Genomic DNA, 23,824 nt, shown 5'->3' on the forward strand with positions numbered 1-23,824 from the left:
TCCGGGCAAGGTGCCGGGCTGGGACATGACGTCATCTAATCGCATCCTGCCGCCTCCGCAACGCTGATACACCGCCACACGGTCGGCACCGGTGGGTTGTTCCCGCGGAGCGGCCGGCAGGTTACCGTCGGGTATGGCGCCAGACACGACAAACACTGCCGAGCACCTGCGCGACGCGTTGGACGGACGTTTCCGGGATGCGAAGAACGAGACCCGCAAATGGCTGAGCCAGGATCAGTTCCGGCCGCACTACACGCCGAACACGGTCCTGGCCCGCGCCAAGGTGTTCGAGCAGATGAAGCTCATCGCCGCCGCGGGAATCCCCGACGAGGGATTCCGCAAGGAACACGGCGGCACCGGCCACGTCGGCGCGGCGATCACGATGATCGAGATGCTCGCGATGTCGGATCTGTCCCTGATGGTCAAGGCGGGGGTGCAGTGGGGCCTGTTCGGTGGGGCCGTCGAAAACTTGGGCACCGAGCGCCATCACGAACCGTATGTGAAAAAGGTCATCAATCTCGAGCTCCGCGGGTGCTTCGCGATGACCGAGACCGGGCACGGCAGCGACGTGCAGGCGCTGGAGACGACAGCGACCTACGACACGCAAACCGAAGAGTTCGTCATCGACTCCCCCACCCCGACCGCCCGGAAGGACTACATCGGCGGGGCCGCCGAGACAGCAACGGTCGCAGCGGTTTTCGCGCAGCTGATCACCACCGAGAACGGTGAGCCGGTCAACCACGGCGTGCACTGTGTGCTGGTACCGATCCGCGACGCCGACGGCAACGATCTGCCCGGCGTGACGACGTCGGACTGTCACTACAAGGGCGGCCTGCCCGGTGTGGACAACGGCCGCATCATGTTCGACCATGTCCGCGTCCCGCGGGTGAATCTGTTGAACAAGTATGGCGACGTCGCGCCAGACGGCACGTACAGCTCCCCGATCGACAACGCGAACCGCCGGTTCTTCACGATGATCGGCACGCTGATCCGTGGCCGGATCACCGTCGGCGGCAGCGCCGGTAACGCCGCCCGCGTCGCGCTCGACATCGCCACTCGATATGCGTTGCAGCGCAGGCAGTTCAGCGCTCCCGCCGACGAGGGCGAAGTCCTGATCATGGACTATCTGGTGCATCAGCGGCGGCTATTCCCGTTGATAGCCAAGTCGTATGCGCTGCAGTTCGCCCAGAACGAGCTGGTGTCCAAGTGCCACGACCTGCAGACGTCGGACTTTCCCGACGCCGAGGAGCAGCGCGAGCTGGAATCGCGTGCGGCCGGCCTGAAGGCGGCCAACACCTGGCATGCCAGCCGCGCCATTCAGGAAGCGCGCGAAGCGTGTGGCGGCGCGGGCTACATGGCCGAGAACCGGCTGATCGCCCTGCGGGCCGACACCGACGTGTTCACCACCTTCGAGGGTGACAACCACGTGCTGACCCAGCTGGTGGCCAAGGAACTGTTGACCGCCTACGCCGACGACATCAAGAGCATGAGCCCGGTCGATTGGGTTCGGTTCGCGGCCAACACCGTTGGCGAGCGGGTGCTGAAACGTACTGCGGCCGAAGCGATTATGCAAACCCTCGTCGACTCTCGCCAGGACAGCGAAGAAGAGGGCAGCCTGTTCAACCGCGGCACCCAGGTGAACATGTTCGAAGAGCGCGAGGAATACCTGCTGTCTTCGGTCGCGCGTCGCCTCCAGGGCAAGTCCAAGGAGATGTCGGAGTTCGACGCGTTCAACGCCGTGCAGGATCACGTGCTGCATGCCGCGAGTGCACACATCGACCGCATCGTGTTGGAAGCATTCGTCGCAGGTATCGACGCCTGCGAAAACGACGCGGCCCGTGAGCTACTGGAGATCGTGTGCGACCTGTACGCGCTGTCGGTGATCGAAGAAGACAAGGCCTGGTACATCGAGCACGGTTACCTGTCCACCGGGCGGGCCAAGGCGGTGACCCGCGGCATCAACGATCGGTGCCGGGCCCTGCGCCCGCATGCCGAGACACTGGTTGACGGCTTCGGCATCCCGGAGCCGTTGCGCTACGCCGAGATGCTGCACCCGGAAAACCTGCCCGAAGCCGACTGAACACGCGGCTCAACCGGCGTCGACCGCATCGGCAAGGCTGCGCAAGCTCAGCGGGCGCCGCACGTACCTGCCCCAGGTCAGCACCGCGGCAGCGACATAGACGGCCAGGAAGATCCAGAACGCCGACGTCATCGTGCCGGTGCTGACATAGGACTGGCGCAACGCGAGGTTGATCCCGACGCCACCCAAGGACCCGGCGCCGGCGACGACACCAATGACGATGCCCGAAATCACGCGGGACCACTGTCGCTGGTCGGCCTCGTCCATCTCCAGGTTCCGGCTGCACGTTTCGAAGATGGTCGGGATCATCTTGTAGACCGATCCATTGCCCAGCCCGGCCAAAGTGAACAGGGCGATGAAGCAGGTGACATAGCCCGCCATCGCCGAGCGGCTGACCGGCCCGGCGTGCGGATCCTCGATGGTGCCGACCGTGATCAGCAGCCCGGCGGCCACGACCATGCTGACAAACACCACGAAGGTGACGCGGCCCCCGCCGAGGCGGTCGGCCAGCCGGCCGCCGTAGATGCGGGACACCGCGGCCAGCAGCGGTCCGATGAAGGCCAGTTCGGCGGCATGCAGGGCGGCCTGGGAATTAGTCTGCCCGCCGGCCACGAAGCTGGTCTGCAGTACCTGGGCGAACGCGAACGAGAACCCGATGAACGTTCCGAAGGTGCCGAGATAGAGCAGCGAGAGCAGCCAGGTGTCGCGCGTGGAAAGCACCGCGGACAGCATCGATCTCAGCCGGCCGGGCTCCACCCGGTGCTGGGCGACGTTGTTCATGAAGAACGCGGCGCCGATGCCCGCGACCATCAACAGGACCACGTACAGGCCGCACACCCAGTACGGCTGCCGGTCGCCCGCGGCGGCGATCACCACCAGCCCGACTATCTGGATCACCGGCACGCCGAGATTGCCGATCCCGCCGGCGAGCCCCAGCGCCGCGCCCTTGAGCCGGTGTGGATAGAAGGAGTTGGCGTTGCTCGCCGAGGCCGCGAAATTGCCGCCACCCATGCCGGACAGGGCCGCGCACACCAGGTACGGCCACAACGGCAGCCCCGGATGAGCCAGCAGCACCATCGCCCCGATGACCGGGACCACCAGGACGAAGGCCGAGAACATGGCCAGGTTGCGGCCACCGAAGATCGCCGTTGCCACCGCGTACGTCGGCCGCAGGCATGCCCCGACCAGGGTGGCGGTGACACCGAGCAGCAGCTTGTCGCCGGCGGAAAAGCCATACACGTCTCGGGGCATGAACAGAGCCATAACCGGCCAGAGCGCCCATATCGCATAACCGAGGTGCACGGTCATCGCGGACCAGAACAGGTTGCGCCGCGCGATGGTCTTGCCGCCCGCCTCCCATGCCTCGAGATCTTCTGCGTCCCAATGCGAGAGGTGACGTGAGCTACCCACTCGCTTGACCGTTCGAAGCAAGTTGGCTCGGGAATTGGGCCCGAAATCGCTGGTGGATTCCTGTAGAAGTACTGGAAGCATCGCCTAGTGCGGGCACCGTAATCCCTTCGATACCAAGACCCAATGCGGCGGAATGTCGGAACATGATGTGCGGTAGACCTATTGGTGCGGAATCTTGCCTAGTGCTTGTAGTGTGCCGTCGGGCCCGATGTGGAACTTAACGGTGCCGATTCCCTTGGGACAACAAGGCTCTTCGTTCCCGGTCTGCCATTGGTACTGAACCGTGACCGCATCGTTGTCGCCGCCGGGCAACACCGTGATGTACGGCTTGGGGTTTGGCGTCGGCGTACCCAATGGCCGGGCATGGTCGAAGAACACCAGCTGCTGGGGAGTCGACTCGCTGGCAATGGTGGGGATGATCTGCACCCAGTACAACCGGCAATTCTTGGTGTGCCCGCGAGCGATCTCGACCCAACTCGACCCGGCAACCTCGATCGGAACGGCGGCGATGGCCTGGCGCACGGTCGCCGCGCTCGGCCCGTCGGCCTCCTTGCACGTGTCCGCTCGCGACGACGCCGGCGGTGCCGTTGGTTTTCCGCCGCAAGACGCTGCCAAGAAAGCCAGAAAAATCACAAAGTGACGACGCACATTGTGAGCTTAGCGAAAACTGTGAATGTGCCATTTGTTTGGTCGGAACCCCTGTTCTGAGGGGAAATTCCGAAGGATCCGTGGGTAATCTGGCCCCAGTCGCGGATCAATGCTGACCTGCGGCTACGCGCTTGACGGTGGATTTCCCGGACATCTCACATTTGCGTCCGGAGCCGGTGAGATCAAGCCGTAAAACGGCGGAAACATCGGACGCCCGATGCCGAAACATCCTTGTCGCACGATTTAGCGGATAGACCCGTGCGCGCCCGGAAGGAGGTCGTAGGCGTGGCTGCAGACCACGGTCAAGACACCGTGAACAGCATGTGCGCCTACTGCGGCGTGGGCTGCGGCATGGTGCTGCAGATCACAACCGATCCGGACAGCGACCGCCGTCACGTTGCGAAATCTGTTGGAAACAAAAGCCACCCGGCCAACTTCGGCCGCCTGTGCACCAAAGGCACAACGACCGCGGACATGCTGGCGGCATCGGGCCGGATGGATTCGGCGTATTGGTGCGCCGACCGTGGCGAATCCCCGGCGCGGATCGACATCGACGCCGCGATCACCCGGTCCGCCACGCAGCTGCGGGCCATTATCGACGAGCACGGCCCGGATGCCTTCGCCCTGTACGTGTCCGGCCAGATGTCGCTGGAGGCGCAATACCTCGCGAACAAGTTGACCAAGGGGTTCATCGGCACCAACCAGATCGAGTCGAACTCGCGACTGTGCATGGCCAGCGCGGGGTCCGGCTACAAGCTGTCGCTGGGCGCGGACGGGCCGCCCGGGTCCTATCAGGATTTCGAGAAGGCCGACGTCTTCTTCGTCATCGGCGCCAATATGGCCGACTGCCATCCGATTCTGTTCCTGCGGATGATGGATCGGGTCAAGGCCGGCGCCAAGCTTATCGTCGTCGACCCGCGCCGCACCGCGACCGCGGAAAAGGCCGACCTCTTCCTGCAGATCTCGTCTGGCGCAGACCTCGCTCTGCTCAACGGACTGCTGCACCTGATCGTCGAAAACGGCTACACCGACCCGGAATTCATCGCCGAGTTCACCGAGGGCTGGGACGAGATGCCGAGTTTCCTCGAACACTTCACGCCGGAGCGGGTCAGCAAGACCACCGGCATCCCCGCCGACGACATCCGGACCGCGGCCCGCTGGATCGGCGAAGCCGAGAACTTCGTAACCTGCTGGACGATGGGGCTCAATCAGAGCACCCACGGCACCTGGAACACCAATGCGATCTGCAACCTGCACTTGGCGACCGGGGCGATCTGCAAGCCGGGCAGCGGCCCGTTCTCGCTCACCGGGCAACCCAATGCGATGGGCGGCCGCGAAATGGGTTACATGGGGCCGGGTCTGCCGGGCCAGCGCGTGGTGACTTCTGCGGCCGATCGCGACTTTGTCGAGGACCAGTGGGGCATCCCCCGCGGAACGCTGCGCACCGAGGTCGGTACCGGCACCGTCGACATGTTCTCCCGCATGGCCAACGGCGAGATCAAAGCCTGCTGGATCATCTGCACCAATCCCGTTGCCAGCGTTGCCAATCGGAAGACCGTGCTGGCCGGCCTGGAGAACGCCGAGCTGGTGATCGCGCAGGACGCCTTCCTCGAGACCGAGACCAACGGCTACGCCGACGTGTTGCTGCCCGCCGCCCTGTGGACGGAGTCCGAGGGCGTGATGATCAACTCCGAGCGCAACCTGACGCTGTTCCAGCCGGCCGTGCAAGCGCCCGGACAGGCGATGCCGGACTGGCAGATCATCGCCCGAATCGCTTGCGAGATGGGCTTTTCGGATTCCTTCAGCTACGACTCCGCCGAGGACGTGTTCGAGGAGATCAAGCGGTTCTGGAATCCCAAGACGGGCTACGACCTGCGCGGTGCGAGCTATGACCGGCTGCGGCAGACTCCGCTGCAGTGGCCGTGCCCGCCCGATGGCGCCGATGACCGCAACCCGATCCGCTACCGCAACGACGGCGTCAGCCAGAATCAGCTGGTGCGCGAGGACGGCACCGTGCCACGGTTGGCTTTCCCCACCGCGAACGGCCGGGCGATGTTCTTCGCCCGGCCGCACCTGTCGCCCGACGAGATGCCGGATGACGACTACCCGTTCCTGCTCAACACCGGTCGTCTCCCCCACCAATGGCACACGATGACCAAGACCGGCAAGGTGGCCAAGCTCAACAAACTCAACTCGGGACCGTTCGTCGAAATCCACCCGGACGACGCCGCGCGGCTCGAGATCGCCGATGGCGACCAGGTCGAAATCGCCTCGCGCCGTGGGCGAGCCGTGCTTCCTGCCGTGGTCACCGACCGGGTGCGGCCGGGCAACTGCTTCGCGCCCTTCCATTGGAACGACGCGTTCGGCGAATACTTGTCGATCAACGCGGTCACCAACGACGCCGTGGACCCGGTGTCTTTCCAGCCCGAGTTCAAGGCGTGCGCGATTACCGTCACCAAGATCGCTGCCGGCACAGCCGAATCCGACGCAGAGCCCGAGCCTTCGTTGGCCACCGGCACAGCAGAGCCCGCTCCCACGGAAGTTATGGAAATCAGCGTGTCACAGGTGGACGCCCTCGCGGAAATCCTCGGTGTCGCAAACGAACCCGCTCCCCAGCTGGGTCCGCTGGGCCGCACCTATCTGGCCGGGGTGCTGGCCGGACTGCGCTCGGAGGCCGGCCGCCGCACGGCCGGGGTCCCCACCCTGCCGCTCAACGCCCCACTCGACGCCAACACCCGGCTATGGGTGGACGGTCTGCTCGCGGGGATGTTCGCTCGTACCGAGGCACCGCCGTCGATGCCGGCTTTCACCCCGGTCTCCCCCGCCGCACAGGAACCGGCCGGCCCGCCCGGCGCCCCGGTAACTGCGGCAGAACCGAAGCAGGCTCCGGTTGTGGTGTTGTGGGCGTCGCAGACCGGCAATGCCGAAGAACTCGCCGCCGACTGCGTCGCCCAGCTCGCGGAGGCGTCGCTGCAGGTCGCCTCGCACAGCATGGACGACTTCCCGGTGGCCGATCTGGCCACCACGCGGGAACTGCTGGTGATCACCAGCACCACCGGCGACGGCGACGCCCCCGACAACGGTGCCGCACTGTGGCGCGCGCTAACCGGCGACAGCGCACCGCGGCTGCCCGGCACCCGCTACGCCGTGTTGGCCCTGGGCGACTCCAACTACGACGACTTCTGCGGTTACGGGCGCAAGCTCGACGAGCGGCTGGCGGAGCTGGGCGCGACCCGGATCGTCGACCGCGTCGACTGCGAACCCGACTACGAGGAGGCCGCCGCCGGGTGGATGAGCGCAGTGATCGAGGCGCTGCGGCGCACCCCCACCCGCGTCGGCGCCCCGGCGCCGGCCCCCGCCACGTCCGCGCCCCGTCCGGCGGCCCGCCCCCAGGCGCCCGCCTACAACAAGAAGCGCCCGCTGGTCACCGACATGATCAGCAACATCACCCTCAGCGGGCCGAACTCCGCAAAAGACGTGCGCCAGATCGTCTTCGACGTTTCCGACGAGGCCGCTAGCTATGAAGCGGGCGACGCGCTCGGGGTGTGGCCGCGCAACAACGACCAGCTGGTCGACGAATGGCTGTCGGTCACCGGACTGAACGGGCAGACGCCGGTCGAGGTCGGCGAGCACGGCCTGATGTCGCTGCGTTCCGCGCTTACCGAGCGAATCGAGATCGCCCACATCAGCCGGGACCTGGTGCGGTTCGTGCAGGAGCGCACCGGTGACCCGAAACTCGCGGAACTGTTGCGACCGGAAAACAAAGCCGCCCTGAGCAATTGGACGTGGGGGCGCCAGTCCATCGACCTGCTGGCCCAGCTGCCGGTCTACGCGTCGGCCCATGAGTGGCTGCGCGTCCTCAAACGCCTGCAACCGCGGCTGTACTCGATCTCGTCGAGCCCTAAGGAATGCCCGGGCGAAGCTCACCTGACCGTCTCTCCGGTGCGCTACAACTTCCAGGGCGTCCCCCGCCGCGGGGTGTGTTCGACCTACCTTGCCGACCGCTCCCCCGGTGATCGCGTGGCTGTCTACCTACAGCCGTCGAGCAATTTCCGGCCGCCGAGTGAGTCAGAGACGCCGATGATCATGATCGGCCCCGGAACCGGCATCGCGCCGTTCCGCGGCTTCCTGCAGGAGCGCCGCGCCCTCGGCCACACCGGGCCCAACTGGCTGTTCTTCGGCGAACAACACGCCGAGACCGACTACTACTACCGCGACGAGATCGAGAAGATGCACGCCGACGGGCTCCTCACCGAGCTGGACCTGGCGTTCTCCCGGGACCAGCAAGAGAAGGTCTACGTCCAGCACCTGATGCGCAAGCGTGGGGCCGAGCTGTGGAGCTGGCTGCAGGACGGCGCCCAACTGTATGTCTGCGGCAGTGCCGACCCGATGGCCAAAGACGTCGACCGCGCGCTGTGCGACATCGCGGCCGAGCATGGCAACCTCGACCTGGACGAGGCAAAGGACTACGTCCAGTCGCTCAGCGCGGACAAGCGCTACCACCGCGACGTCTACTAGGACTTCGTAATACGGCGGAAACGCCGGACAAGCGTGGCCGAAACATCGCTGTCGCACCATGTGCTCAACAACAGGTGCGTACTCGATGAAGGGGTGCCCGCATGGCGACTGACGAACACCTCGGTGACCAGGAATTACCGACGGGTGAAGTTGCGTGGGCGGGACTGCCGATCAACCTGGATTTCGCGTTCTCCTACGCCCAGCGCGACAAGGTCTACGCGCAGCACCTGTTGCGGAAGCGTTGGTGCGCGCTCAGAAACGGCACCGACGCAAACGACGCTGAGGCCGCCACCGAAAACGGCTTGCTCGACTCCGGCGCGAGTCACCCGCGTGAGTGGCTGAGCGACGATCGGCGCCACGCCGGGTAGCACGCGGGCCGGCCTTCGCCGAAGCCAGTCGCCTCCGCGACCGCTCCCGCCCCCCTTGATCGGTCAGATCGCTTGTCGCCGTTAATATTTCATCGGTCGTAGGTACTGCCCGCACGCCGATACCGTAGGCGCGAAGCTTCACTAACCTTCAACAAGGAGCCCGACGCCAGCGACCTGAACTGGGGCTATGCGCCGTGCCCTATAGTGGTGCCTATGCATCAGGCCATACAGCCGCGCCTTGTCCTCACGCGCCGCCCAGCTGTGGACTGTTGTTGTTGCTGCTGTCGTTGATTTCTTGGCGCATTCTTGCTCATTAGAAATCACAGCACGAAAAGGCCTTTTGCGATCACCGATGAACCCCAACCAGGCAACCGCCGTATCCGGACTCATAGGACTATTCCAAGTGCCAATCCCGTTGATGTGCAGCATATCCGACATCACCAGCCCGGCTGACGGATCTTACATCGATATCGTGGAGGAAGTGTCATGAGCATCGCCGAGGACATCACGCAGCTCGTCGGACATACACCGCTGGTCCGGCTGAACCGGGTCGCCGACGGCGCGCGCGCCGACGTCGTCGCCAAGTTGGAATCGTTCAATCCGGCGGGCAGCGTCAAGGATCGCATCGGGGTGTCCCTGATCGACGCGGCCGAGGAAGCCGGTCTGATCAGGCCGGACACCATCATCCTCGAGCCGACGAGCGGAAACACCGGGATCGCCCTCGCCATGGTGGCCGCGGCGCGCGGCTACAAGCTGGTGCTGACAATGCCCGAGACGATGAGTGTCGAGCGGCGCAAGGTGTTGCGCGCCTATGGCGCAGAAATCATCCTGACCCCAGGTGCCGAGGGCATGCCGGGCGCCATTGCCAAGGCCGAGGAACTGGCCAAAACCGACCAGCGGTACTTCATCCCACAGCAGTTCGAGAACCCGGCCAACCCCGCGATCCACCGCAAGACCACCGCCGAAGAGGTGTGGAACGACACCGAAGGCAAGATCGACTTTTTCGTCGCGGGCGTCGGCACCGGCGGCACCATCACGGGAGTCGCGCAGGTCATCAAGGAGCGCAAGCCCTCGGTGCAATTCGTCGCCGTCGAACCGGCCGCGTCGCCGGTGCTGTCTGGCGGTCAGAAGGGCCCGCACCCTATTCAGGGCATCGGCGCCGGGTTCATTCCCCCGGTGCTCGACCTGGATCTGGTCGACGAGATCATCACCGTCGGCAATGACGACTCGATTAACCTGGCAAGACGGCTGGCCCGCGAGGAGGGCCTACTGGTCGGCATCTCGTCGGGTGCGGCCGTCGCCGCCGCTCTGCAAGTGGCCCGCCGACCGGAGAACGCCGGCAAGCTGATCGTCGTCGTGTTGCCGTCCTTCGGCGAACGATATTTGAGTACGCCGCTTTTCGCGGATGTGGCGGACTAGTCATGTTCGAAACCATGCGGCGCGACATCCGGGCGGCCAAGGAGCGAGATCCGGCCAGGCCCACCACGCTGCAGGTCATCTTCGCCTATCCCGGCGTGCACGCGATCTGGGGTCATCGGATCAGCCACCAACTATGGAACCGTGGCGCTCGGCTGGCCGCGCGCGCACTGGCGGAACTCACCCGCATCTTGACCGGGGTCGAGATCCACCCGGGCGCGATTCTGGGCTCGGGGCTGTTCATCGACCACGCCACCGGCATCGTGATCGGGGAAACCGCGGAGGTCGGAGACGACGTCACGATCTATCACGGCGTCACCCTCGGCGGCACGGGCGCGGATCTCGGCAAACGCCATCCCACGATCGGTGACCGCGTGATCATTGGGGCCGGTGCCAAGGTCCTGGGCCCGATCAAAATCGGTGACGACAGCCGGATCGGCGCCAATGCCGTCGTCGTCAAAGAGGTACCGACCAGCTCCGTCGTCGTCGGCGTTCCCGGTCAGGTCGTCACCCGCCTGGCCCGCGGCCACGAGGACGACGCACTGATGCCCGATCTGGTCGGGGTCAGCCTGCAGTCCCTGCTCACCCGGGTGGCCCGGCTCGAGGCCGCGAGTGGGGACGACACCGAGAACGGCCGGATGATCAGGCCCCCCGAAGCCGGGGTGTGGCACGGTGAGGACTTCTCCATCTGACGCGGCCTTCAGTTGCTCTTCAAGATCCGTTTACCGCGATCAGCGCTACCGTGACTGACGTACCGACTCGACAACGGAGGCTTCCGATGAGCGACGGCCACGTGCCGCGGATTCCAATAGCGATGTCCTCGCCCAGCCTCAACCGTGGCGTCGGCTTCACGCACGAAGAGCGGCGGCGGCTCGGGCTGACCGGGCGGCTTCCGTCGGCGGTGCTCACTCTGGAACAGCAAGCCGACCGGGTGTGGCACCAATTGCAAAGCATGTCAACGGATCTCGGGCGTAATCTGCTGCTCGAGCAGCTGCACTACCGTCACGAGTTGCTGTACTACAAGGTGCTCGAAGATCACCTACCCGAGCTGATGCCGGTGGTCTACACACCCACGGTCGGCGAGGCCATTCAACGCTTCTCCGACGAATACCGCGGTCAGCGCGGCCTGTTTCTGAGCATCGACGAACCCGACGAGATCGCCGACGCGTTCCAAACGTTCGGCTTGGGAGCCGACGACGTAGACCTGATCGTGTGCACCGACGCCGAAGCCATCCTGGGCATCGGCGACTGGGGCGTCGGCGGCATTCAAATCGCGGTAGGCAAGTTAGCGCTCTACACCGCCGGCGGCGGTATCGATCCACGCCGCTGTATCGCGGTGTCACTCGATGTCGGCACGAATAACGAACAGCTTCTGCAGGATCCGTACTATCTGGGCAATCGCCACGCGCGGCGCCAAGGCGGTGAATACGACGACTTCATCAAGCGCTACATCGAAACCGCCAACCGGTTGTTCCCCAACGCCATCCTGCATTTCGAGGACTTCGGGCCGATCAACGCGCGCAAGATCCTGCGGACCTACGGCGACGACTACTGCGTGTTCAACGATGACGTGCAGGGTACCGGCGCCGTGGTGGTGGCCGCCGCGCACGGCGGAGCGCATGTCACCGGGGTGCCGCTGCGAAAGCAGAAGACGATCGTGTTCGGCGCCGGAACCGCCGGAATCGGTGTCGCGGATCAGATCCGCGACGCGATGGTCGACGACGGCGCCAGTATCGAGCAGGCCACGTCTGCGATTTGGGCGATCGACAAGCAGGGCTTGCTTTTCGACGACATGGACGACCTGCGCGATTTCCAGGTGCCCTACGCCAAGAATCGTCAACAGTTGGGCGTGGCGCCCGACGAACGAATCGGTCTGATCGAGGCCATCAAATTGGCCTCCCCCACGCTGCTGCTGGGATGCTCAACCGTTTTCGGCGCATTCACCCGCGAGGTCGTGCAGGCGATGACAGCGTCCTGCGAACGCCCGATGATCTTCCCGCTGTCCAACCCGACCTCACGGATGGAAGCCATGCCGGCCGACGTGCTGGCGTGGTCGAATGGCCGGGCGCTGGTGGCAACCGGAACCCCGGTCGCCCCAACCGAATACAACGGCGTCACCTACACCATCGGCCAGGCCAACAACGTGCTGGTGTTCCCCGGGCTCGGGCTGGGCATCATCGTGGCCGGAGCACGGCGGCTGACCCCGGCCATGTTGCATGCGGCCGCGAAAGCCATTGCGGGACAGGCTAGCCCAGCGAAAATCGGGGACTCACTGCTGCCGGATGTGCAGAACTTGTGCGCCATCTCGTCTGCGGTCGCCGAGGCCGTCTATCACGCCGCCGTCGCCGACGGGGTCGCCACCCGAACACATGACGACCCCCGCCAAGTCGCGCTCGACACAATGTGGCGTCCCAGCTACGACTAGGCGGGTGACTACGCGGGCTGTTGGGTCAATCCGACGATCGCCGCGAGCCGGCCCTGGACGCGTTCGAGATCGGCCGCGCAGGGCAGTTCTGCCGCGACGCGGGTGATCGCCGCCTGGATGTCGCAGGCATCGATGTTGAGCTCACCGCGGGCCGCGACGTGGGTCGCCACCGCGGCCACCGCGTTGTCGGGCATGCGCCGCCGCAGCAGCGCCAACAGCGGGACGTAGTCGGCGTACGGCACGCCGTGCGGGTAGCCGGCGCGAATGACAGCGTCGAATGTGGTTACCAATCCGGTCAACGGCACCGCCCGACACCACCCTCCTGCCGTCATGTGCGGACACACACGAGTGAGACGGGCCAACCGTACGCATCGCTATTTAACTGACGGTGACGTAAACGCACCATGCTCTGTACACAGGTCAAATTTCTAACCATGGATGTCGAGCCCCCTGTTGCTGGCGCTCCCGAGCACGCTGGACTGGAGATGCGCCGTTGCCCGCTCCCCCGGGTGGACTCGAACCACCAACCCTTCGGTTAACAGCCGAATGCTCTGCCAATTGAGCTACAGGGGATTAACCTGGCCCGCGCGGAATCTGGCGCGGATCGCTGGACGACTCTAGCGTACTGGCACGGCCGCGCCCAAGTTCGCCGGGCGGCCGTGCGCGCCCAGCTAGACCGATCGGACGCGCACGCACTGCGCCGAGTGAGGCAGGATGGACCCATCCGCACCGCGTGGGGAGGGACGCTTTGATCCGCTATGTCGTCGTGCTCGGACTGGGCTACGTGCTGGGCTCGAAAGCCGGCCGTCGCCGGTACGAGCAGCTCGTCGGTACCTATCGCGCGCTGACCAGCAGTCCGATGGCCCGGTCGATGATCGAAGGGGGGCGGCGCAAGATCGCAAACACCATCTCGCCCGACGCGGGTTTCGTCACCGTGGCCGAGATCGACAACGAGACGGCCGTCGTGCGGCGGGAGGTCGAGCGGCCGGCCGACGAGGCCCTTACGCCGTCAGATCGTCGCCGCTAGCCTGCTCCAGCAGGCTGCGCCGGTACGCCTCCATAGCAACCAGGTCGCCGAACAACGCGTGGTACTCGTCGCCCTGGTCGATCGGTGACATGCGCTGCAGCTTGGACTTGACCTCGGCGATCTGGCGGCCCATCCAGACTTCCTGCAGGCGCGCCAGGACCCCGGCGATGTAGCGGGGCAGCTTCTCGTCATCGACGGTGACGGCCTCCACGCCGAGCTCGTTGATCAGTCCGGCTGTCAGGGTCGAGGTGGTCTGGCGGCGCACCGTGTCGATCCACTGCGCGCCGGTGATGCCGGTCGACGTGCCGCCGGCCGCGTCGATGGCCGCGCGCACGGCCGCATACCCGGGGTGGGTGAAGCTCTCGACAGTCAGCGTGTCGAACACCGGGCCGGCGAACGCCGGGTACTGCAACGCCGACTTGAGCGCCTCGCGCTGTGGCCATAACGTCGGGTCGCGCGGGTCGGGGCGTCCGGCGGCACGGTCGACCGGAGCGCTCGGGGCCGGCGCGTCGGCGCCGCGGCGCGGACTCGGTGCCGACCCGGGCCGGGCCGTCGGGACCTTGGATTTCTTGGCCTCGGTCCGCACCCGGTCGATGATCTGCGCGACATCGTCCCAACCCACCCAGCCGGCGAGCTGGCGGGCGTATTCGTCGCGCAGCGTGGAGTCCTTGATCTGGCCCACCATCGGCACACAGCGACGCAGCGCGGCGACTCTGCCTTCGGCGTTGTCCAGGTCGAACTCGGCAATCGCGGTGCGAATCGCGAACTCGAACAACGGAGTTCGTCGCGCCACCAGGTCACGCAGCGCGCCGTCACCGGAGGCCAGGCGTAGATCGCAGGGATCCATTCCGTCCGGGGCGACCGCGACGAACGACTGCCCCGCGAGATTCTGCTCGCCGCCGAAGGCCTTGAGCGCGGCCGCGCGGCCGGCCGCGTCGCCGTCGAATACGTAGATCAATTCGCCGCGGAAGAAACTGTCGTCCATCATCAGCCGGCGCAGCATGGACAGATGCTCGTCGCCGAAAGCGGTGCCGCACGACGCGACCGCGGTGGTGACCCCGGCCAGATGCATCGCCATCACGTCGGTGTAGCCCTCGACGACGACGGCCTGGTGTCCCCGGGCGATGTCGCGCTTGGCCAGATCGATGCCGAACATCACCGACGACTTCTTGTACAGCAGCGTCTCGGGCGTGTTGACGTACTTGGCTTCCATCGGGTCGTCGTCGAACAGCCGCCGGGCCCCGAACCCGATCACCTCACCGGCCGAGCTGCGAATCGGCCACAGCAGCCTGCGGTGGAAGCGGTCCATCGGCCCACGGCGCCCCTCCCGGGACAGGCCCGCGGCTTCCAGCTCCTTGAACTCGAAACCTTTGCGCTGCAAATGCTTTGTCAGCTTCTCCCAGCCCGACGGCGCGAATCCGCAGCCGAAGCGACGGGCGGCCTCGGCGTCGAAGTTGCGCTCCTTCAGATACTGACGCGCCGGCGCCGCCTCGTCGGACTCCAGCTCCGCCGCATAGAACTCGGCCGCGGCGGCGTTGGCCGCGATCAGCCTGCTGCGACTGCCGCGATCGCGCTGCACGTTGGTGGCCGCGGCGCCGGTGTAGGTGATCGTGTGGCCGATCCGGTCGGCGAGCAGTTCGACGGCTTCGACAAAGCTGACGTGCTCGATCTTCTGGATGAACGCATACACGTCGCCGCCCTCACCGCAACCGAAGCAGTGGAAGTGGCCGTGGTTGGGGCGGACGTGAAACGACGGGGACTTCTCGTTGTGGAAGGGGCACAACCCCTTCAGCGAGTCGGCTCCCGCCCGGCGCAGCTGGACGTAATCGCCGACGACTTCCTCGATGCGGGCGCGTTCACGAATGGCCGCGATATCACGATCGGAGATCCGGCCAGCCATCGGCTCAGTCTAGGACGCCGGATACGACTGCCCCATCAAACCCGTGACGACCAGCTCAGCTGGCCGGACCGATCACGCCGCACGCCACCCGCTCCATCGCCATGTCGCTGTCCTGCACGCCGTGCAGCATCAGGGCCGTCCTGTTGCCCGCCAGCAGCTCGTCCCTGGTGAACGCGTCGGTCGTGGTCACCAGGTAGGCCGAGCCGTCCTTGCGCACATCCAGCGACGACAGGTCGCCGCTTTCCGGCTTTGCGGTGTGTCCCGGCGCCTGGTAGTGGCCACCCGCCGACAAGAAGTTCCCGGGCGCACCGCCCGTCGGGGCCACCGAGTTCGGCTCGCACTTGCCGAACTCGTGCACGTGCATGCCGTGCAGACCGGGCGCCAGGATCCCCGGAGTGTCCGTCTTGACGGTGATCGTGACGTATCCGTCGGTGAAGTCGAAGGTGGCCGTGGCGACCTGCTTGCCGTCGGGCGATTTGAGTTGAGCCGAAAGGGCCTGGCCGCTGGGCGCCGGACCCGATGTCGTCGACGAGCCCGGGGACCCGCTGAGCACCGGCGGCGTCGTGCCCGGCTGAGTGCTCGCGTGCTGAGGCGAACTGCACGCGGTCATGACCACGACCGGCATCGAGAACAGGGCGGCGGCAACAACGGTGTTTCTGCTCATGCCCGCAGCCTAACGGGTGCCACAAGCCCGTTACGGGCTCGCCGGACTGGCATCGATTCGCTCCAGCCGGCCTTCGGTGAACGAGGCGATCTGATCGATGATCACCCGCAGCCGGGCGCCGTCGTCAGCGGCGGTGGTGAATGCCGAGGCGAAGAAGGGGTCAAGCGTGCGCGGAGCTCCGGCGTACAACCACTGCGCCACTTGATGAATGCGGTCGCGCTGGCGAGCCTGAGTCTCCAGATGCCGCGGGTCGGACATGATGAACTGCAGCGCCAGAATCTTCAGCAGCGCGACCTCGGCCCGCACCAAGTCGGGCACCTGCAAGTCGGCTTGGAAACGCACCAGCGGCCCGGCACCCGCCGCCGCGCGCGTGGTCGCGATCGCCGCCGAGGCGAATCTGCCCACCAGTTCACTGGTCAACTGCTTGAGGGCGACCGACGCGGCCAGCGTCGCGTCGAACTTGCCGACCGCAGCGACCACCGGCAGCCCCGACAGCCGGCGCGCGGCCGCCATGAAGTCGTCGGCGCTCACCCGGGAGAACTCGCTCTCCCCCAGCTTGGCCAGCGCCACGGCCTCGTCATCGTCGGCGAGTACCCGCAAATCGATGCGCTGTGAGACGACACCGTCCTCGACGTCGTGCACCGAGTAGGCGACGTCGTCGGCCCAGTCCATCACCTGCGCTTCCAGACACACTCGGTCGCGCGGCGCCCCCGCGCGCATCCAGTTCGCAACCTCGCGGTCCTCCTCGTAGAACCCGAATTTGTGGACACCGTCCCGACGTGTCCACGGATATTTCGTGACCGCATCCAGCGAAGCGCGAGTCAGGTTCAGTCCGGCACTATTGCCTTGCTCGTCAAGCACTTTGGGCTCAAGGCTGTTGAGGATGCGAAAGTTCTGGGCATTGCCTTCGAATCCGCCGTACTCGTCGGCGATCTCGTTGAGCGCGCGCTCGCCGTTGTGTCCGTAGGGCGGGTGACCGATGTCGTGCGCCAGCCCGGCGAGCTCGACGAGGTCGAGATCGCAACCCAGCCCGATCGCCATGCCGCGCCCGATCTGCGCGACCTCGAGCGAGTGCGTCAGCCGGGTGCGCGGGGTGTCGCCTTCGCGGGGCCCGACGACTTGCGTCTTGTCGGCCAGCCGGCGCAGCGCGGCACTGTGCAACACGCGCGCCCGGTCCCGGGCGAAGTCGGTGCGGTGCTGACCTTCCGTGCCCGGCAGACCCGCGGTCTTCGGCGCTTCGGCTACCCGCCGTTGACGGTCGAAGTCGTCGTATGGGTCTGGCACGTTCGTGATCACCTTCTTAGTCACCGCAGCACAGTCTGCCAGGGAATGCCGGGACATGGCCCCGGTCTCCCCCGGCGCTAAATTGACCTATGCCCATTGCCCGCTTCCTCGGCGTGATCCTGACGATGCTCGTCACCGGGCTGCTGGTGGCACCGGCCGCCGACGCACAGCCCCCGTTCCGGCTGCCGGGGTATGTCACCGACAACGCCGGCGCGTTGTCGCCGTCGGGCCGCACCGATGTAAGCGAAGCCATCGACAAGCTGTACAACAACCGCCACATTCGGCTGTGGGTGGTCTATGTCGACGACTTCTCCGGAGAGAACTCGGTGGCCTGGGCACAGCGCACCATCCGCGAAAGCGATCTCGGTACCTACGACGCGCTGCTCGCGGTGGCCACCACCGGACGCGCGTATGCCTTCCTGGTGCCGTCCGGGGTGAAAGGCGTGACCCAAACTCAGGTGGACGAGCTGCGCCGCAACAAAATCGAACCCGCTCTGCGCCAAGGGGACTGGCGGGGCGCTGCGGTCTCGGCAGCCAATGGCCTTGATGCACAGCCGAATCCGACAAGCCGCTTCTGGCTGTTAGCCACCCTCGGTTTGGTTATCGTCGCGGTCGTGGCCCTGGTGTTGGTGATGCGTTATCGCCGCCGCCGACGCCGCCGCGCCGATCTGGCCGCCGCACGCCGGGTGGACCCCACCAATCCGACCGCGCTGGCGGCCGTGCCACTGACCGCCCTCGACGACCTGTCGCGCTCGATGGTGGTGGAGGTCGACAACGCGGTACGCACCAGCTCCAATGAGCTCGCCCTGGCCGTCGACGAGTTCGGCGCCGAGCGCACCGAACCCTTCACCCGGGCCGTCAACAACGCCAAAGCCGCTCTATCCCAAGCTTTTACGGTCCGTCAGCAACTCGACGACGCCATGCCCGAGACGCCCGAGCAGCAGCGCAACCTGCTCACCCAGGTAATCGTGTCGGCGGCCACCGCCGACCGCGAGCTGGACGCACAGACCGCGGCGTTCGAGCAGCTCCGCGATTTGGTGGTCAACGCCGCCACCCGCCTTGATGCGCTCACCCAGCAGGTCGTTGAACTCACCAGCCGCGTCGAGCCGGCCGAACGGCGGCTGGCCGAGTTGAACAAGGAGTTCGGCCCTGTGGCACTGACTTCGGTGTCGGGCAACGTCGCCACCACCAAGGAGCGGCTGGCGTTCGCCGACCGCAACATCAGCGCGGCGCGCGCGCTGGCCGGCAATGCGGTCAGTGGACAGCAGAGCGGTTTGGTCGATGCGGTGCGGGCGGCCGAGTCGGCGCTCGGGCAAGCTCGCGCGCTGCTGGATGCGGTGGACAACGCGGCCGGCGACATCCGGCGTGCCGTCGAGCGGCTGCCCACGGTGATGAGCGACATCCAGGCCGGCATCCAGCACGCCACCGCGCAGCTGCAAGGGCAGAACGCGAAAGCCCCGCATGCCGGCGAGCTCGCGGCGGCCCGTGATGCCGCTATTCGAGCCGTCGACGCCGCCGGCGGTGGATCGGCCGATCCACTGAGCAGTTTCGCGCAACTGGCCAAGGCAGACTCCGACCTCAACCGGCTGCTGGCCACGGTGGCCAAGGAACAGGCGGACGCCGATCGGCTCAACCGTTCACTCGAACAGGCGTTGTTCACCGCGGAATCGCGGGTGCGCGGAGTCTCGGAGTACATCGACACCCGCCGGGGCAGCGTCGGACCCGACGCTCGCACCCGCCTCGCCGAGGCCCAGCGGCATCTCGACGCCGCGCACGCCCAGCGGTCGACCAACCCGGCCGAGGCGATTTCGCATGCCAATGCGGCGTCCACACTGGCGGCCACTGCGCAGTCGCTGGCCAACTCCGATGTGGCTTCCGCCCAGCGTGCTTACACCCGCAGCAGCGGGGGCGACGCCGGCGCGATGCTGGGCGGGATCATCATCGGCGACCTGCTCAGCGGAGGAATGCGGGGCGGATTCGGCGGCTGGAGCTCGACGTCGTTCGGCGGCTCGTCGAACTCGTCGCCGGGCGGCTTTGACGGGGGCTTCATGGGCGGCGGCGGGCGGTTCTGAGCCCTGCACAGTAGTAGGGGCGCACCGATTGCTCGGTACGCCCCTACTACTCGAAATCTGTCAGGCCCAGCTGGACCCGACGGCGCTGTCGGTGCTGGCCATGTTGTTGCCCGCGGTCTGCACCTTCTGCCCGTGCCGGTTGGCTTGCTCGTAGATGACCTGGAAGTTGCGACCCAACTGGGTGATGAACTCCTGGCACGCCACCGAACCGGCGCTCAACCGGCCCACGGAGAATGCGGTACAACGCGGCCGCTTCGTGGCGCTTCGAAACGAGGTTCGGCGTCGCCGCCCCATTCGTTCCAATGCCCCCATTCCTTCTTTTCACTCATGCCGTCGGCCGCCGCCTCTGTATCGGGCCCGTCGGTCGCCTTGCCAGCGGCATCGGAGCGCTCCGCGCGCTCCGGTGCCCAATGGTCATAGTCGTCCGGCGGAACGGCCACGCCCCAGCTGAGCGGAACCGTCAAGCGACCGAGCATGCCTGACTCACCCCGAACTGCCGCGACCGAATCGTCCGGCAGAGGTGAACCAAGAGGCAAAAGCATGATGCCCCCTTCCACACCCGAAACTCTGTTAACACAGACCCCAACGGCGCACAAATCGCCGCAAGTATTTTTCATACTAAAGCAAAGCTAAGGACAATTGTCGGAAATTTACGGTTCTTGTCGACGTTAATCATCAAAATTCAGCCACCCGCCAACCTGGGAGCGCGGTCGGCTCGAGCCGCTCGGTCGCGGCATCGCCGGATGCGACCGTGCGGGGTAGCACGCCACACCCGGCAGGCCGGCCGGCCCGAGCGCGAAAACCGTTGCTCGACAGGGATTTTGCGGGGAGGCGACCCGCCCGTTCGTGGCAACGGCCGCCGCAGGACCCCGGCGCGGCAACCACTTGTCCGGGCCCGCCGGACTCGGGCACCGGACCAGCGCCCGACGGGGAGGGTGCTTGCGGTACGTGTCTTCTGGCGAACATTGCGTGGGCCGGAATCATTCGCCGTCGCAAACCGTACCTAATAGTTTGATTAAGCGGGTAACCGATGAATAGAAGTTGGCTGCATCTCGAGAAATTTGCGACACACACGATTCATTCGTATGACCGCCCCGGCAATTGCGCCCGGCCACGCTCCGGCCCCCCTTCACGCGCCCTTTCTAGGCACCACCTTCGGCCGGGACTGCACCACGTGGGTCGCGCTGGTTCCGGCCTTGCCCACCATTTCGGCCGGTTTGTCACGATCCGCGGCCACCCGCGCCGGCATCGGCATGCCGCTGGTCGATCCGACCGGCTCTGCCACGGTGCCGGACGCTCCCGCACCCGCCATCGCGGAGGTGGCGATCGGGGCGGGCGTCGAACCCTGCCAGACCGGGGGCACCGATATCGCGCCCACCAGCCGCGCCCTGCCCAGACTGGCCGAGATGGACGAGCCCCAGCTCCCGTCGCCGCTCATCATTCTCATCGCCGGTGCGGTCGAACCGACGGTCTGCGACGCACCCGTGGCCGCCATGTTCGTCGCACCGGCCAGCGACGTCACCGGCGCGGTGCCCTGCGCCAGCGCCATCATCGGAGGCAACGTGGTCGCGGGATACATCCCGATTTGGGCTGCCGACATCAACGACGAAACCGGCGTCGAGGTGACGATCGACCCCACCTGGGTCAACGCGGACTGAATCGCGGTCACCGCCGACGAGAAACCCGGACCGAATATCTGACCGCCCACCGACGACAACGCCCCGGCGAATTGCGACGCCAGCGTGCTCAGCGGCGTCGTGAACAGGCCGGCCAGGCTCGACGGTGCCGACGTGATCGACGGCAACGCCGCCATGACGGATTGCGCCCCGGCGTGATACCCGAACATCGCCATCACGTCCTGAAGCCACATCTCCATGTATTCGAACTCGGTGGCCGCGATCGCCGCCGTGTTCTGGCCCAGGATGTTCGTCGCGATCAACACCATCAGCTGGATGCGGTTCGCTGCGATCGCCGCGGGAGGCACCGTCGCGGCGAATGCCGACTCGTACGACGTCGCCGCCACCCGGGCCTGCACGGCCGACATCGAGGCGTGCGCCGCCGCGGTGTGCAACCACTGCAGATACGGTGCTGCCGCCTGCGTCATCGATTCCGACGAGGGACCCGTCCACTGCCCATTGGACGCCAGGCCCGAGACGACGGAGTCGAAGGACGACGCCGACGCCCACATGTCGGCGGCCAGGCCATCCCAGGCAGCGGCCGCAGCCAACAGCGGCCCTGAGCCTGCACCTCCGTACATCAGGGCCGAGTTGATCTCCGGCGGCAAAAACGCGAAATTCAGAACCATCTACTACCTCGACACGACCAGCCGTTTCAACGGCCTTTCAACTGCACCCCGACAGTCACCAGCGACTGGACACTGCGTATAAGACACTGCGTATAAGACTAAGGCCGGATCGTAGGGCAGCACTACACCCAAATGGCCCGGTTTGCCGAAATAGCCGATCAACGGCCCGCTAGGCGCCCTTGAGTCGAACCGCCAGGTAGTCGGCGACAGCATCCAGTGACACCCGCTCCTGCGTCATGGCGTCGCGTTCGCGCACGGTGACGGCGTTGTCCTCCAAGGAGTCGAAATCCACTGTCACACAGAACGGCGTGCCGACCTCGTCCTGGCGCCGGTAGCGGCGCCCGATCGCACCCGCATCGTCGAAGTCGATGTTCCAAGACTTCCGCAATTCGGCGGCCAGGTCCCGCGCCTTGGGGCTCAGGTCGGCGTGCCGGGACAGCGGCAGCACCGCCGCCTTGACCGGGGCCAGCCGGTGGTCCAGGCGAAGCACGGTGCGCTTGTCCACGCCGCCCTTGGCGTTGGGGGCCTCGTCCTCGGCATAGGCATCGATCAAAAACGCCATGAACGACCGGGTCAGGCCGGCCGCGGGTTCAATCACGTACGGCGTGTACCGGGTGTCGCTGGCCTGATCATAGAAGGACAGGTCGGCACCGGAATGCTTTGCGTGCGTTGACAAGTCGAAATCAGTCCGGTTGGCGACGCCCTCCAGCTCACCCCACGGGTTGCCCTGGAATCCGAACTTGTACTCGATGTCGACGGTGCGGTCGGAATAGTGCGACAGCTTGTCTTTGGGGTGTTCGTACAAGCGCAGGTTCTCGGGGTTGATGCCGAGGTCGGTGTACCACTGGTGCCGGGTGTCGATCCAGTACTGGTGCCACTCCTTTGCGGTCGACGGCTCGACGAAGAACTCCATCTCCATCTGCTCGAACTCGCGGGTGCGGAAGATGAAGTTTCCCGGGGTGATCTCGTTGCGAAAACTCTTGCCGATCTGCCCGATGCCGAACGGCGGCTTGCGCCGCGCCGTCGTCACCACGTTGGCGAAGTTGATGAAGATCCCCTGCGCGGTCTCGGGCCGCAGGTAGTGCAGCCCTTCCTCGGTCTCGATCGGGCCGAGGTAGGTCTTGAGCATCATGTTGAATTCGCGCGGCTCGGTCCATTGACCCGGCTCGCCGGTCTCGGGGTCGCGGATGTCTGCCAGTCCGTTGGGCGGCGGATGCCCGTGTTTGGCCTCGTAGGCCTCGATCAGATGGTCGGCGCGGTAGCGCTTGTGCGTGATCAGCGACTCCACCAGCGGGTCGTGGAACACCTCGACGTGGCCGGAGGCCACCCAGACCTGGCGCGGCAGGATGATCGACGAGTCGAGTCCCACGACGTCGTCGCGGCCGGTGACCACGGCGCGCCACCACTGCCGCTTGATGTTCTCCTTGAGCTCCACACCCAGCGGCCCGTAGTCCCACGCCGACTTGGTGCCGCCGTAGATCTCCCCCGAGGGATAGACGAATCCACGCCGTTTGGCCAGGTTGACGACGGTGTCGATGACGGACGCCACGGGGTGGTCCACTCCCTTTCGGATAACTGAGGAGGCGAGGCGACGAATCGTCGCCCGCGAAACACCAGCAATCGTATCGACCGGGCCGCGGTCTTTGACATGCGTCATCATGCATGTGACAGTGGAAGTCGTTCTCTATAGTGGGCACTCCACATACC

At 66.0% G+C, this 23,824-nt stretch carries 17 protein-coding genes, 1 tRNA gene and 1 pseudogene; 8 read left to right on the top strand and 11 right to left on the bottom strand.

Features of this window, described 5'->3' with window-relative positions; all coding sequences use genetic code 11:
- The first annotated feature begins 133 nt into the window (after positions 1 to 133).
- Complete coding sequence (locus AC5Y5O_RS05010) at positions 134 to 2,080, top strand: acyl-CoA dehydrogenase family protein (protein ID WP_500024038.1); 1,947 nt, start codon at positions 134 to 136, stop codon at positions 2,078 to 2,080.
- A 9-nt stretch (positions 2,081 to 2,089) separates the two neighbouring features.
- On the opposite strand, the gene AC5Y5O_RS05015 is transcribed toward AC5Y5O_RS05010, so the two are convergent.
- Positions 2,090 to 3,571 carry a nitrate/nitrite transporter gene (locus AC5Y5O_RS05015; protein ID WP_103175414.1) on the bottom strand — a complete coding sequence of 494 codons (1,482 nt, stop codon included), beginning with the start codon at positions 3,569 to 3,571 and terminating at the stop codon, positions 2,090 to 2,092.
- 78 nt (positions 3,572 to 3,649) lie between these two features.
- Entirely contained in the window at positions 3,650 to 4,138 is a 489-nt protein-coding gene (locus tag AC5Y5O_RS05020; RefSeq protein WP_423790910.1) for an LppP/LprE family lipoprotein, read from the bottom strand.
- Positions 4,139 to 4,459: 321 nt separating this feature from the next.
- Here AC5Y5O_RS05020 and AC5Y5O_RS05025 point away from each other — a divergent pair, with 321 nt between their 5' ends.
- The 5 genes from AC5Y5O_RS05025 (at position 4,460) to AC5Y5O_RS05045 (ending at position 12,865) form a co-directional block, all read left to right on the top strand.
- A complete protein-coding gene (locus AC5Y5O_RS05025; RefSeq protein ID WP_500024137.1) occupies positions 4,460 to 8,656 on the top strand; it encodes a bifunctional nitrate reductase/sulfite reductase flavoprotein subunit alpha in 4,197 nt (1,398 codons plus the stop codon).
- A gap of 101 nt (positions 8,657 to 8,757) precedes the next feature.
- Entirely contained in the window at positions 8,758 to 9,024 is a 267-nt protein-coding gene (locus AC5Y5O_RS05030; RefSeq protein WP_096289073.1) for a hypothetical protein, read from the top strand.
- 486 nt (positions 9,025 to 9,510) lie between these two features.
- The gene (gene cysK, locus AC5Y5O_RS05035) at positions 9,511 to 10,443 is read left to right on the top strand and encodes a cysteine synthase A (RefSeq protein WP_096289075.1); all 933 of its coding nucleotides are present in this window, start codon (positions 9,511 to 9,513) and stop codon (positions 10,441 to 10,443) included.
- Positions 10,444 to 10,445: 2 nt separating this feature from the next.
- Positions 10,446 to 11,132 (top strand): serine O-acetyltransferase, encoded by a 687-nt coding sequence (gene cysE, locus AC5Y5O_RS05040; protein WP_096289077.1) that lies wholly within the window; start codon positions 10,446 to 10,448, stop codon positions 11,130 to 11,132.
- Positions 11,133 to 11,218: 86 nt separating this feature from the next.
- Positions 11,219 to 12,865, top strand: coding sequence for an NAD-dependent malic enzyme (locus AC5Y5O_RS05045; protein WP_096289079.1), 1,647 nt, complete (start codon positions 11,219 to 11,221; stop codon positions 12,863 to 12,865).
- Positions 12,866 to 12,873: 8 nt separating this feature from the next.
- On the opposite strand, the gene AC5Y5O_RS05050 is transcribed toward AC5Y5O_RS05045, so the two are convergent.
- Complete coding sequence (locus AC5Y5O_RS05050) at positions 12,874 to 13,170, bottom strand: DUF3349 domain-containing protein (protein ID WP_341477099.1); 297 nt, start codon at positions 13,168 to 13,170, stop codon at positions 12,874 to 12,876.
- Positions 13,171 to 13,365: 195 nt separating this feature from the next.
- Positions 13,366 to 13,438: transfer RNA gene (locus tag AC5Y5O_RS05055), tRNA-Asn, on the bottom strand.
- Between the two features lie 175 nt (positions 13,439 to 13,613).
- On the opposite strand from AC5Y5O_RS05055, the gene AC5Y5O_RS05060 reads away from it, so the two are divergent.
- Positions 13,614 to 13,892 (top strand): hypothetical protein, encoded by a 279-nt coding sequence (locus AC5Y5O_RS05060; protein WP_096289083.1) that lies wholly within the window; start codon positions 13,614 to 13,616, stop codon positions 13,890 to 13,892.
- On the opposite strand, the gene dnaG is transcribed toward AC5Y5O_RS05060, so the two are convergent.
- The 3 genes from dnaG to AC5Y5O_RS05075 are packed head-to-tail and all read right to left on the bottom strand — an operon-like array spanning position 13,867 to position 17,764.
- Complete coding sequence (gene dnaG / locus AC5Y5O_RS05065; RefSeq protein WP_096289085.1) at positions 13,867 to 15,792, bottom strand: DNA primase; 1,926 nt, start codon at positions 15,790 to 15,792, stop codon at positions 13,867 to 13,869. The two genes, AC5Y5O_RS05060 and dnaG, sit on opposite strands and share 26 nt — an antisense overlap.
- Before the next feature lie 55 nt (positions 15,793 to 15,847).
- The gene (gene sodC / locus AC5Y5O_RS05070) at positions 15,848 to 16,456 is read right to left on the bottom strand and encodes a superoxide dismutase[Cu-Zn] (protein WP_500024043.1); all 609 of its coding nucleotides are present in this window, start codon (positions 16,454 to 16,456) and stop codon (positions 15,848 to 15,850) included.
- A gap of 30 nt (positions 16,457 to 16,486) precedes the next feature.
- Positions 16,487 to 17,764 (bottom strand): deoxyguanosinetriphosphate triphosphohydrolase, encoded by a 1,278-nt coding sequence (locus tag AC5Y5O_RS05075; RefSeq protein ID WP_500024045.1) that lies wholly within the window; start codon positions 17,762 to 17,764, stop codon positions 16,487 to 16,489.
- 65 nt (positions 17,765 to 17,829) lie between these two features.
- On the opposite strand from AC5Y5O_RS05075, the gene AC5Y5O_RS05080 reads away from it, so the two are divergent.
- Positions 17,830 to 19,812 carry a TPM domain-containing protein gene (locus AC5Y5O_RS05080; protein ID WP_096289091.1) on the top strand — a complete coding sequence of 661 codons (1,983 nt, stop codon included), beginning with the start codon at positions 17,830 to 17,832 and terminating at the stop codon, positions 19,810 to 19,812.
- 60 nt (positions 19,813 to 19,872) lie between these two features.
- On the opposite strand, the pseudogene AC5Y5O_RS05085 reads toward AC5Y5O_RS05080, so the two are convergent.
- The 4 genes and pseudogenes from AC5Y5O_RS05085 to AC5Y5O_RS05100 form a co-directional block, all read right to left on the bottom strand.
- Positions 19,873 to 20,025 (bottom strand): annotated as a pseudogene (locus tag AC5Y5O_RS05085) (type VII secretion protein EsxI); the annotation flags it as partial.
- A gap of 2 nt (positions 20,026 to 20,027) precedes the next feature.
- Positions 20,028 to 20,354: a hypothetical protein gene (locus AC5Y5O_RS05090; protein WP_423790923.1), complete on the bottom strand. Its 327-nt coding sequence runs from the start codon at positions 20,352 to 20,354 to the stop codon at positions 20,028 to 20,030.
- 587 nt (positions 20,355 to 20,941) lie between these two features.
- Complete coding sequence (locus AC5Y5O_RS05095; protein ID WP_096289095.1) at positions 20,942 to 22,117, bottom strand: PPE family protein; 1,176 nt, start codon at positions 22,115 to 22,117, stop codon at positions 20,942 to 20,944.
- 169 nt (positions 22,118 to 22,286) lie between these two features.
- Positions 22,287 to 23,678 (bottom strand): glycine--tRNA ligase, encoded by a 1,392-nt coding sequence (locus AC5Y5O_RS05100; RefSeq protein ID WP_096289097.1) that lies wholly within the window; start codon positions 23,676 to 23,678, stop codon positions 22,287 to 22,289.
- Positions 23,679 to 23,824: the final 146 nt, after the last annotated feature.

This window comes from Mycobacterium sp. NGS40 (assembly GCF_059812735.1).